Genomic DNA, 12,832 nt, shown 5'->3' with positions numbered 1-12,832 from the left:
GACCCATGCGCCTTTTCTCCTTGCGGCTGCCGTCCGGCGGTCCCTTCGCACGCGGCACCCGCTCGTTCCTGAGGCCCCCGCTCGCGCTGCTGGGCACCGCGTTGCTCGGCATGTCGGCCCAGGCCCAGGTCAACCCGGCGACGGTGGACCGGCAGAACCAGATCATCGAGCGCCAGCAGCAGGACCGGCTGCGCGAGGAGCAGGACCGCGCCATGCGCGCGCTGCCGCCGCCCGGCGGCACCAACCTGCAGGAGGTCAAGCCGCAGGTGTCGGTGCCCGACCTGGGCGTGCAGTGCCGCGACATCCGCGAGATCCGTTTCGTCGGCGACACCCAGCACCTGCCGGACGACCTGAAACGCAGCCTGCAGGACGCCAACGCCGGCCGCTGCCTGGGCGTGAGCGACCTCGAAGCCGTGCTGGCCGCGCTCACGAAGAGCTACATCGACCGCGGCTACATCACCACGCGTGCCTACCTACCCGCGCAGGACCTGCGCAGCGGCGTGCTCGAAGTGACGGTGGTCGAGGGCAAGATCGAGCGCTTCGAGGTCACTGGCGGCAGCGAGCGCGCCCAGTGGGTCCGCGGCGCCTTTCCGGCCAGCCCCGGCGACCTGCTGAACCTGCGCGACCTGGAGCAAGGCATCGACCAGATCAACAGCCTGGCCGCCAACAACGCCAAGCTCGACCTGCGCCCCGGCAGCCAGCCCGGCCAGACCGTGGTGGTGGTGGAGAACCCCGCCAGGTTCCCCGTGCATCTCTACACCTCGCTGGACAACTCGGGCACGCGCGCCACCGGCACCGACAACGCCTCGGCCACCGTCACCTTCGACAGCCTGCTCGGCCTGAACGAGCTGATCTCGCTCACCAAGCGCCAGTCGGTGCTGCCCGAGCGCTGGGACCACAAGTCGGATTCGACCGGCCTGCGCGCCGTGCTGCCCTTCGGCTACAACACCTTCAGCGTGGACGCGAGCGAAAGCAACTACCGCAACGTGCTGCGCCTGCCCAGCGGCCAGTTCATCGCGTCCGAAGGCACCACCCTCAGCAAGAGCTTCACGGCCGACCGCGTGGTGTACCGCGACCAAGCCAGCCGCATCTCCCTTTCGGCGCGCGTGGGCGCCCAGTCCAGCCGCAACTGGCTGGGCGGCGAATTCCTGCAGGTGGCCAGCCGCGACCTCAGCACGCTCGACGTGGGCGCGAGCGCCTTCACGCAGGTGGGAGGCGGCATCCTCAATGCCCGCGTGGGCTACGTGAAGGGCCTGCGGGCCTTCGGTGCGCTGCGCGACGCCAGCGACCTCGACCGTGACTTGCCGCATGCGCAGTTCCGCAAGGCAACGCTCGACCTGGGCTTCTCGCGCCGCTTCGAGGTGGCGAGCCGCGCGTTCTCGTTCTCCAGCCAGTTCAGCGGCCAGCACGCCTACGACACGCTCTACGGCACGCAGCAGATGCTGATCGGCGGGGGCTCGTCGGTGCGCGGTTTTCTGAACACCGTGCTCAGCGGCGACAGCGGCTTCTTCCTGCGCAACGAGCTGTCGATGCCCTGGCAGCTGGCGCTGGGCGACGGCGCCCCGCTGCAGGGCCGCGTCTACACCGGCTTTGACGTGGGCCGCGTGAGCAACCGCGCCCGCGGCGTGCCCTCGGGTTCGCTGTCGGGCGCCACGCTGGGCGCCGCCTTCCAGTGGAAGACGCTGAGCCTGGACATCTTCGCCTCGCGCGCCGTGCACGTGCCCAGCACGCTCACGCGCGAAGGCACCCTTTACGGCTTCCGCCTTTCGGCTTCCCTCTGAGATCGACCGCACCATGAATCACATCTACCGAGTCGTCTGGAATGCCGTGTCCGCCACCTGGACGGCCGTCGCGGAAACCGCGCGGGGCCACGGAAAGAGCCGCAAGGCCGCCGCGCGCCGACGCAACGTCATGGCCCTGTGCGCGCTGGCGCTGATTCCGCCTTTCGCGCTCGCGCAGGTCGCGTCCGTCGTCGTCGCGCCGGGCAGCAACCTCAACGCCTACGTCGCGCCCAATGGCGTGACGGTGGTGAACATCAACCAGGCCAACGCGGCCGGCCTGTCGCACAACCAGTACAACAGCTTCAACGTCAACGCGATCGGCCTGATCCTCAACAACACGACCAGCGCGGCGCAGATCGCCTGGCAGTCCCAGCTCGCGGGCCAGGTCACGGCCAACTTCAACCAGACCAGCGCCGCGCGCGTGATCCTGAACGAAGTGGTGTCCAACAACCGCAGCCAGCTGGCCGGCTTCACCGAAGTGCTGGGCGGCAGGGCCGACGTGGTGCTCGCCAACCCCTACGGCATCACCTGCTCGGGCTGCGGCTTCATCAACACCGACCGCGTGACGCTCACCACCGGCAACCCGTTCCTCGCCTCGAACGGCGGACTGGGCGGTTTCAGCGTGGGGCAGGGCGACATCCTGATCACCGGCACCGGCCTGAACGCCACGGCGCAGCAGGTGCTCGACCTGGTGACGCGCTCGGTGCGCATCGAAGCGCCCATCAACGGGCAGGACGTGAGCATCGCCGCCGGCACCAACAAGTGGAGCTACGACACGCGCGCTGTGACCGGCGCCGCCACGCCCACCGGCAGCGCACCCGCCTACTCGATCGACACCGCGGTGCTCGGCGGCATGTATGCCAACCGCATCCGGCTGACCTCGACCGAAGCCGGCGTGGGCGTGCGCATGCTGGGCGACGCGGCCGCCAGCGCGGGAGACTTCACGCTGACGGCGGCCGGCAAGGTCGAACTGCAGAACCGCATCTCGGCCACGACCGACGTGAACGTGAGCACCACGGGCACCGACACCGTCGCCCTCGCGCTGGCCGATGCCAGCCTCACGTCGGCTGGCAAGCTGGCGCTTGCGTCGGCGGGCGGCACGTCGATCTCGGGCAGCGCGCTCGTCGCGGGCACCGACCTCGCGGTGAGCGCGGGCAGCCTGCTCGACACGGCCAGTGCCTCTGGCATTGCAAACAACAACCTGCGCCATGCGGGCGGCGCGCTGACGCTGGCCGTGGGCAACGCGGCGTCGCTCGGCGCCACCGAATGGAGCGCGGGCGGCGCGTGGAACGGCACCTTCGGCAACCTCGTGACCACGGGCGCGACCAAGCTCTACAGCAGCGGCGGCACCCTGATCGCCAGCGCCGGCAACGGCGACCTCGCGCTCGGCCTGGCCGCGCTGCAGTCGGCCGGCAACATGACGCTCACGGCCAGCGGCACGATCAGCACGGCCACGGGCGGCGCACTGCAATCGCTCGGAGGCAACCTCGCGCTGACGGCGGGCAAGGGCCTCGACAACGCGGGCACGATGTCGGCCGACAAGGGGGCGGTCACGGTGCGCGCCGACGGCGCCATCGCCAACAGCGGCCAGATCCACGCGGCGCAGAACCTCGACATCGCCGACAGCAAGGGCGTCGCCACGGCCCGCCTCACGAACAGCGGCGCGCTGCTGACCGAACAGGCGCTGGCGCTGAAGGCCGCCGCCGTGAGCAACACGGCCACCGGGCGCATCCAGGCGCAGGCCGGCAGCACGGTCAGCGCGGCCAGCATCGACAACGCCGGCGCATGGCTGCTGTCGCAAGCGGCCGGCGCGAGCGACAAGCTGAGCGTGACGGGCGCGCTCGCCAACAGCGGCACGCTGCAGGGCGCGGGCGCCGTGGCGGTGGGCGCGGGCAGCGTGAACAACAGCGGCACCCTCCTCGCAGCCACCGACCTCACGGCGACGACGACCGGCGACATCAGCAACAGCGGCATCGCGCAAGCGAGCGGCACGCTCGGCCTGACCAGCGGCGGCGCCGTCTCCAACACCGGCACCGGCGTGCTGAAGGCCGCGGCGCTGAACCTCACGGCCGCCAAGGGCCTCACCAACGCGGGCATCGCCACGGCCGACAGCGGCAATGCCACGCTGCGCGTGGACGGCACGCTGACCAACAGCGGCCAGCTGCACGCAAGGGGCAACATCGACATCGCCGACCGCACGGGCGGCGCGACACAGGCCGTGGTCAACAGCGGCAAGCTGCTGGCCGAGCAGGCGCTCGCGCTGAAAGCCGCGTCGCTGGGCAACACCTCCACCGGCTGGATGCAGGCCGCCACGGGCAGCACGGCCACGCTGGGTTCGCTGGACAACGCGGGCACGTGGCTGCTCTCGCAGAACGCGGGCGCGAAGGACCAGATCGCCCTGTCGGGCGCCGCCACCAACAGCGGCACGCTGCAAGGCGCGGGCGACCTCGGCGTGACGGCCGCGAGCCTCGTCAACAGCGGCAACGTGCTCGCCGCCGGCAAGATCGACGCGACCACGACCGGCAACCTGAACAACAACGCAGGCGGCGCCGTGCAGGCCGGCAGCGCGCTCTCGCTCACGAGCGGCAACGCGCTGGGCAACGCCGCCACGGCTTCGCTCAAGGGCCAGACCGTGGCCCTCGTTGCGGCCAACGGCCTGACCAATGCCGGCGCCATCGAAGCCGGCGCGGGTGCCGCCACGCTGCGCGTGAACGGCACGCTGACCAACAGCGGCACCGTGCATGCGGCGACCGACATCGACATCGCGGACCGCAACGCAGCGGCCACGCAGACCGTGGTCAACAGCGGCACGTTGCTGGCCGACAGGGCCTTCGCGCTGAAGGCCGCGGGCATGACCAACACGGCCGCCGGCCGCGTGCAGGCCAGCACCGGCAGCAAGGTCGCCGTGGGCAGCCTCGACAACCAGGGCACCTGGCTGCTGTCGCAGCAGGCCACGGCCGCCGACACCGTCTCGGTGACCGGCACGCTCGCCAACAGCGGCACGCTGCAGAGCGCGGGCGACGCGACCATCGGCGCCAACCAGCTCACCAACACCGGCAAGCTCATCGCGGCGGGCAATCTCACGGCCAACATGACGGCGGGCCTGAACAACAACGGCGCGGCAGCCACCGTGCAGGCCGGCAAGCAGCTGTCGGTGCAGGGCACCGGCGCTGCGCTGGGCACCACCGCCGGCAGCAAGATGCTCGGCGACGGCCTGGTGCTCAACGTGGCGAGCATCGACAACGCGGGCACGGTGCAGGGCGGCACGCGCAGCGACAGCACGGTCACGGTCGCCAACACGCTCACCAACCGCGCCGCCGGCGTGCTGACGCTGGCCACCGCATCGTCTGGCGCCGGCACGGTCACGGCCAACACGGTGACGAACGACGGCAAGCTCCAGTCGAGCGGCGCGCTCACGCTCGGCGTGGGCACGGGCGGCCTGACCGGCGCGGGCACTGCCATCGCCGAAGGCAACCTCACGCTGCAAAGCCGCAGCGGCAACGACTACACCGCCACCGTCAACGGCCTGCTGCAAAGCCGCGCCGGCACGCTGGCCGTGAACGGCTCGGGCGCGAGCACGCTGAACATCGGCGCCGCCGGCACGGTGGTCGGCCGGCAGCTCACGGGCACGCTGGGCACCATCGGCCTGGCCAACGGCGCCACGCTGTCTTCGGACCGCGACATGACGCTCACGCTCGGCACGCTGACGATCGGCGGCGCGAACGCGGCGGTGCTGGGCTCGACCGACCAGAGCAACCCGTCGCAGACGCGCATCACCACGACCAACGCGCTGACCAACAACGGCCTGCTGTTCTCGGGCAACGACCTGACGGTGAGCGCGCCGTCGCTCACCAACGGCCTCACTGGCGGCATCTCCGCATTGCATGACCTGAGCGTGACCGCCACCACGGGCGGCCTGATGAACCAGGGCGCGCTTTACGCGGGCAATGCGCTCACGGCCTCGGCCAGCGCGGGCACGCTGACCAACGCGGCCACGCTCACGGCCTACCAGGGCACGATCAGCGCGGGCAAGTCGGTCACCTTGAGCGCCGACACGCTGGTCAACAACAGCACGATCGACAGCAACGGCGCCATCACGCTCACCGCGCGCGAACTGCGCAACGAGGTGCTCGGTGGCGACACCCGCGCCTACGGCGCCGAGTCGACCCGCGTGCAGGTGGAAACCGGCCACGACAGCCAGGGCTACAACGGCCATGGCTGCTGCGACCAGTACGAGAGCTGGTACTACAAGCAGACCTGGTACAAGGACCAGTCCTACGTGGGCGGTGCGCCGACCATCAAGCCGCAGATCACGGGCGCCGGCGCGGTCAACCTGAATTTCAACACCGGCAAGAACCTGGGCGGCGTGATTTCGGGCGACACCGTGACGTTGACGGGCACCGGCAGCGGTGCCACCTTCATCAACGACGACCTCGCGCTGCAGCGCACCTCCTACACGCGCACCTGGACCGAGGAAACCAAGTACATCGCGGCCGGCGGCGCCACGTACTACGAGCGCAGGGTCCTCAACGACAACACCACCAACGCCGTCACCGAAAACAGCAACATCGGTGCCGGCATCTACGCCCGCCTGCTGAGCGGCAGCAACTTCGCGCTGACCAACAACGGTTCCACCACGGCGCAGACGCAAGACATGAAGAAGGGCGGCGCCAAGACCGCCGCGGTCTCGGCGCTCAACGGCGGCAACGCCACCAAGGGCACGGTCAGCGGCGCGGCCGCGGGCACCACCGGCGCGGCCACCGGCAGCGTGACGCCCGTCACCACGCTCAACGGCCGGCCCGCCATTTCGTTCGTCGCGGTGAACGCGGCCAACGGCGTGAAGGGCACGTCCTTCGGCGGCATCAACATCCCGCTGCCGACCAACCCCAACGGCCTCTTCGTGATCGCCCGGGAGCCGGGCGCCAGGTACCTGGTCGAGAGCAACCCGCGCTACCAGATCGGCTCGTCCACCGTGGGCTCGGACTACCTGTCCAAGCTCCTGGGCTACGACGCCGACACGCTGGTGCGCCGCCTCGGCGATTCGAGCTACGAGGCCTACCTGATCAAGCAGCAACTCATCGCGCAGACGGGCAACTCGCTGCTCGCGGGCGTGAAGGACGCGGCCGCGCAGGTGCAGGGCCTGATGGACTCGGCCGCCGGCGAAAGCAAGGCGCTGGGCCTGGTCTACGGCCAGGCGCTCACGCCCGAGCAACAGGCCAAGCTCACGCACGACATCGTTTGGATGGTGCAGACCGAGATCGACGGCCAGGTGGTGCTCGCGCCCGTGGTGTACCTGTCGGCGCAGACCAAGGCCGGCCTCACGCAAGGCGCGGTCATCACGGCGCAGAACGCCAACCTCAGCCTGGCCTCGCTGACCAACACGGGCGGCACCATCGCGGGCACGCAGACACTGAACGTGGTGTCGGTTGGCGACGTGACCAACACCTCGGGCACGATCAAGGGCGGCAACGTGGCAGTGACGTCCACGCAGGGCAGCATCGTCAACCAGACCACGGCCACGGGCTCGGGCGGCGACCAGCGCTACGCGACCGACATCGGCAAGACCGCGTCGATCGAATCGACCGGCACGCTGTCGCTGGATGCGGCGAAGAACATTACCAACACCGGCGCCAACGTGACGGCCGGCGGCGATGCGAGCCTGAAGGCCGGCGGCAACGTCACCTTCGACACGATCCAGAACAAGACCGCCGATACCACGCACAGCAGCTACAACACCGCCTTCAGCAGCGGCTCGACCACCACCACCACGACCACGGTCAACCAGGTGAAGTCGGGCCTCACGAGCGGCGGCAACCTGTCGATCGACGCGGGCAACAACATCACGCTGGCCGGCACCGACACCAAGGCCGCGGGCAACGCCGACCTCAAGGCCGGCGGCAACCTCGACATCATCGCGCGCGAGAACAGCAAGACCACGCACACCGAGAGCAATTCGGCCGGCATGGGCCAGAACAACTCGGTGTACGGCACCACCGCGGTGACCACCGACTCGAACTCGGTGCGCAACGTGGGCAGCACGCTGCAGGTGGGCGGCAACGCTTCGCTCACCGCGAAGAACGACATCACCGTGCAGGGCTCCAGCGTCGACGTGAAGGGCAACGGCACCGTCAGCGCCACCAACGTCAACGTGCTGGCCGGGCGCAACTACGACGAGACCAACACCACGGTCAAGCAGAGCGGCATCCTGCAGGTCGGCGCGTCGAGCGGCAGCTCGGCCAGTGCCGGTGCGGGCGCGGCGTCCGCGTCGAAGAGCGACCACAACGGCGCGTCGGCCTCGGCGTCGGCGCAAGCCAGCGCGCAGGCTTCCGGGCAGGGCTCGGCGGGGCTGGCGTTCAGCTCCGACACCACCACCAAGACGCAGACCACCGACCTCAAGTACGTCGGCTCCAGCATGAACTTCGGCGGCGACCTCACGGTCAACGCGAGCAAGGACGTGACGCTGCAAGGCTCGTCGGTGAGCGCCGGCGGCAACGCGACGGTGAACGCGAAGAACGTGAACCTGCTCGCGGCCGAGGACAAGTCGACCTCGACCACGAGCGTGAGCACGACGCGCGTGGGCCTCATGGCCAGCACCGACAACACCGCGAAGGCCGAGGCGCAAGCCGGCGCCAGCGCGGCGGCGGGCAAGGGCATACCGAACGCCAATGCGCAGGCCTCGGCCGGCGTGTCGGCCACGAGCGAGAACCACCTGGACCTCGTCCAGAAGAGCGACACCACCACCAGCACGCTCGACACGAAGAACCAGGGTTCGTCGATCAGCGCGGGCGGCAACCTCGCCATCAAGGCGACCGACACGCTGAACGTCGAGGGCTCCAAGCTCGCGTCGGGCGGCGACATGACGCTCGCGGCCAAGGACATGACGTTCAAGGCCGTCGACGACAAGCACGAAGTCAGCACCAGCAGCAGCGTGACCACTGCCGGCCTCTATGCCAGCGGCAAGGCCGAAGCCGGCGTGGAGGGCGGTGCGTCCGCGGGCCTGGGCGCGCAGGCCGGCGTGTCGGCCAAGGCCGAGGCGTCGGGCGAGGTCGGGATCTACGGCTCGAACACGCGCAGCAGCGCGGTGGACGGATCGACCACGGCGCGGACCTCGGGCATCTCGGCCGGCGGCAGCATCACGCGCACCGCCACCAACAACATCACCGACGTGGGTACGCAGATCGAGGCGGGCGGCAACTTCACGCAGACGGCCGCCACGATCACCAGCAAGGCGGCGGCCGACACGACGTACAGCGCGTCGAGCAAGGCGACCGACACGGCCAAGCTGGGCGTCTATGCAGAGGCTTCGGCCGAAGCCGGCGCCAGCGCCAGCGCGGGCCCGGGTGCCGGCAAGCCGTCCAGCACGTCGACCGATGCCGGCGCGGGCATTCGCGCCAGCTACCAGCACGACGATGCCAGCGACAAGTCGGCCAGCAGCAATGCGGTGGTGTCGAACATCAAGGTCGGCGGCAACGTGAGCAGCACCTCGAGCGGCGCCACCACGATGGAAGGCACCAACATCGCGGCCGGCAAGGACGTGACCCTGGGCGCCAGTTCGCTGGACTACTCGGCCGCGCGAAACACGGCCAGCGGCAGCAGCAACAGCACCAGCGCGGGCGGCAGCGTGAGCGTGGACCTCGTGAACAAGAGCGCGGCCGTGGGCGTCAACTACGCCGGCAGCACCGCCAGCGGCAGCAGCAGCACGGCGGTGGTGGGCGGCATCACGTCGGGCGGCAATCTCAGCGTGACCACCACGGGCGACACGCGCCTGGAGGGCACCAACATCGCGGCCGGTGGCGGCGCGAGCGTGACGACGGGCGGCAAGCTCGACTTTGCGGCGGCCAAGAACACCAGCACGTCGAGCAGCCAGGACGTGGGCGTTGACGTGGCCGTGTCGGCCGGCGCCAAGGGCGGCAGCGGCAGCGCGGCGGTCAACTACGCCAAGTCGAGCGCCAGCAGCAACAACGACGTGGCCGGCAGCATCACGAGCGGCAGCGGCCCGCTCACGATCAAGAGCGGCGGCGACGCCACCTTCACGGGCACCACGCTCGCCAGCAAGAGCGATGTGTCGGTGGCGGCGGGCGGCAACCTCGCGTTCAACGCGGCGCGCAGCGTGTCGAGCAGCGAGTCGCTGAGCGTCGACGTGTCGGCGGCGGCGTCGGGCGGCAAGAAGGAAAACGTCGGCGGCACCACCACGGCCGGCAAGACCACGGGCGGCAAGACGATGGACGAGCGCAGCGGCGAAGCCTCGCTGGGCGTGGGCTACAGCAAGGCCGACAGCAACATCGCGACGGGCGCGAGCATCACGAGCAACGGCGGCAACATCGCGCTGTCGTCGGGCAAGAACACATCGCTCGAAGGCACGCAGGTGGCGGCCACCGGCGCGGTCGGCGTGAGCGCTGGCGGCAAGGTGACGCAGACCGAGGCGAAGAGCAGCTCGAGCTCGCTGGGCGTGGACGTGGGCGTGTCGGCTTCGGGCTCTAGCCTGCAGCCGGAGAAGAAGGCGGGCGGCACGGGCACGGGTACTGGCACTGGCACTGGCACTGGCACTGGCACTGGCACTGGCACCGGCACCGGCACCGGCACCGGCACTGGCACCGGCACCGGCACCGGCACCGGCACCGGCACCGGCACGGGTACGGGTACCACGCCAGCCAAGGATCCGCTCGCGCAGAAAAAGGGCAGCGGCGTTGCTTCGGTCGGCGTCGAGACCGAGTCCAGCAACACCAGCCAGAAGACGTCGCTGAGCGGCGGCCAGGGCGTGACGGTGACGCAAGGCACAGCGAGCCCCGCGACGCGCCAGATCACGGCCAGCGTGCCCATGCCCGACAAGCTGCCCGCAGGCAAGACCGTCGCGGCCACCACCGCCGACGGCAAGCCGCTGCCGACGTGGCTCAAGCTGGACCCCGCCACCGGCAAGTTCAGCGGCAACCCGCCGGCGGACTTCAAGGGCGAGCTGAAGGTCAAGGTCAGCGTGCCGCAGGCCGACGGTTCGGTGAAGAGCGTGCCGATGAGCTTCTCGGGCAAGTAGCCGAAGACGGGCGAGACGCGCTCGTGGGGGGTGTCACGGCCGGGGGGCGACGCTCGCCCCGGCCGGCGTTCGTGTCGTGGAAGCCCTTCGCGGGACACCGGTATCGGCCGACTCTGCATGATCCAGGGCTTCGACGACCCCGCGCGTCCTCTCTTGCCCGTGACATGCACATCCCTCTGAACGCAGCCCCCGACGCCTCCACCGCTCGCGCCACGGCGCGCGAATGGACCGGCCTGGGCGTCATCGCGCTGCCGTGCATGCTCTATTCGATGGACCTCACGGTGCTGAACCTGGCGATCCCGTCGATCAGCGAAGACCTCAAGCCCACCGCCTCGCAGTTGCTGTGGATCGTCGACATCTACGGCTTCTTCGTCGCCGGCCTGCTGGTCACCATGGGCACGCTGGGCGACCGCATCGGCCGGCGGCGCCTGCTGCTGATTGGCGCGGCGGCCTTCGGCGTGGCCTCGGTGCTGGCGGCGTTCTCCACCAGCGCCAACATGCTCATCGCCACCCGCGCGCTGCTCGGTGTGGCGGGCGCCACGCTGGCGCCGTCGACGCTCTCGCTGATCCGCAACATGTTCCTCGACCCGGCCCAGCGCACCGTGGCCATCGGCGTGTGGATCTCCAGCTATTCGGCCGGCGCCGTCATCGGCCCTGTGCTGGGCGGTGTGCTGCGGCAGTACTTTGCATGGGGATCGGTGTTCCTGATCGGCGTGCCGGTGATGGTGCTGCTGCTGGTGCTCGGGCCGCTGCTGCTGCCCGAGTACCGCAACCCCGACGCGGCCCGGCTCGACCTGGCCAGCGCGGCGCTGTCGCTGGGCGCGGTGCTGGCGGCGATCTACGGTGTGAAGCAGATCGCGGAGCACGGGGTGCATGCGCTGCCCCTGTTGTCGATCGCCGCGGGCGCAGCGCTCGGCTGGGTGTTCGTGCGCCGCCAGAGGCGGCTGACCGACCCGATGATCGACCTGCGCCTGTTCGCGCTGCCGGCCTTCAGCGTCTCGCTGGGCGCCTACATGCTGGCCTGCTTCGTGATGTTCGGCATGTTTCTGTACAACGCCCAGTACCTGCAACTGGTGCTCGGCCTGTCGCCGCTGCATGCGGGCCTGTGGAGCATGCCGAGCGCGGGCGCCTTCATCGTCGGCTCGATGGTGGTGCCGGTGCTGGCGCGGCACATGCGGCCGGCCTTCGTGATGGGCGGCGGGCTGGCGGTGGCGGCGCTGGGGTTCGGCATGCTGGCGGTGCTGCCCGCGCAGGACGGGCTGGCCTGGATGGTCGCGAGCGCGGTCGTCTCCTCGCTCGGCCTCGCGCCGGTGTTCACGCTGGCGACCGACCTGGTAGTGGGCAGCGCGCCGCCGGAGCGCGCGGGCGTGGCGTCGGCCATCTCGGAAACCAGCTCCGAATTCGGTGGCGCGCTGGGCATCGCGATCCTGGGAAGCATCGGCGCGGCGATCTACCGCGCAACGATGGGCGATGCAGTGCCCGCCGGCCTGGCGGGCCCGTTGGAGGTGGAGGCCGCCCGCAGCACGCTGGGCGGCGCGGTGGCCTTGGCCGGCCAGCTCGCGGGCGGTGCGGGTGCGCAACTGCTCGACGCGGGGCGCGAGGCCCTGATGCACGGCCTGCGCCTGACGGGCGGCATCTGCGCCGCGGTGCTGCTGTCGGTGGGGGCGCTGGTGGCGGTGCGGCTGCGCGGCGTGAACGCAGGCGAAGCACCGTCCCCCTGAAAACCCCCATGCGGGCGCATTGCCGCGGCGCAGGTGAAACCCCATACTGGGCTTCCCACGACGCCTTTGCCTCTCACCGGAGCCTTCCATGAGCAACGAACTGCGCAAGAAGCTGCACGACCTGGCCGAACTCTGCGAGAACGCACCCGACCCGCAGACCCGGGCCATCATCGAGGCCATCCGGCTGCAGACCGCGGTGCTGAACGAGCGGCTGTTCTCCATCGAGCTGCAGCTCGGCACGCTCGCCAAGCGGCTCGACAGCGCGCCCGAAGGCACGACGAACTGAGGGTCGGCGCTTTGTA

The 12,832-nt window shown here is 70.3% G+C and carries 4 protein-coding genes; all 4 read left to right on the top strand.

The features are described from left to right. Positions 1–5 precede the first annotated feature (5 nt). The 4 genes from AC0IYU_RS14785 to AC0IYU_RS14770 all read left to right on the top strand — a co-directional run bounded on the left by AC0IYU_RS14785 (position 6) and on the right by AC0IYU_RS14770 (position 12,816). Complete coding sequence (locus AC0IYU_RS14785; protein WP_472118047.1) at positions 6–1,781, top strand: ShlB/FhaC/HecB family hemolysin secretion/activation protein; 1,776 nt, start codon at positions 6–8, stop codon at positions 1,779–1,781. Between the two features lie 13 nt (positions 1,782–1,794). After that, positions 1,795–10,809, top strand: coding sequence for a two-partner secretion domain-containing protein (locus AC0IYU_RS14780; RefSeq protein ID WP_472118044.1), 9,015 nt, complete (start codon positions 1,795–1,797; stop codon positions 10,807–10,809). A gap of 164 nt (positions 10,810–10,973) precedes the next feature. Next, complete coding sequence (locus AC0IYU_RS14775) at positions 10,974–12,530, top strand: MFS transporter (protein ID WP_472118041.1); 1,557 nt, start codon at positions 10,974–10,976, stop codon at positions 12,528–12,530. Positions 12,531–12,618: 88 nt separating this feature from the next. After that, positions 12,619–12,816 carry a hypothetical protein gene (locus AC0IYU_RS14770; protein WP_472118039.1) on the top strand — a complete coding sequence of 66 codons (198 nt, stop codon included), beginning with the start codon at positions 12,619–12,621 and terminating at the stop codon, positions 12,814–12,816. The last annotated feature ends 16 nt before the right edge of the window (positions 12,817–12,832 follow it).

Source organism: Variovorax sp. AC103 (assembly GCF_979254005.1).
Note: the sequence above shows the minus strand (reverse complement) of the source record. Positions and strands in the feature narration are given on the sequence as shown.

Bases quoted from the DNA above. Each gene is read 5' to 3' on its own strand.
- AC0IYU_RS14770 (WP_472118039.1), top strand. From the start codon at position 12,619: ATGAGCAACGAACTGCGCAAGAAGCTGCACGACCTGGCCGAACTCTGC.
- AC0IYU_RS14785 (WP_472118047.1), top strand. From the start codon at position 6: ATGCGCCTTTTCTCCTTGCGGCTGCCGTCCGGCGGTCCCTTCGCACGC.
- AC0IYU_RS14775 (WP_472118041.1), top strand. From the start codon at position 10,974: ATGCACATCCCTCTGAACGCAGCCCCCGACGCCTCCACCGCTCGCGCC.
- AC0IYU_RS14780 (WP_472118044.1), top strand. From the start codon at position 1,795: ATGAATCACATCTACCGAGTCGTCTGGAATGCCGTGTCCGCCACCTGG.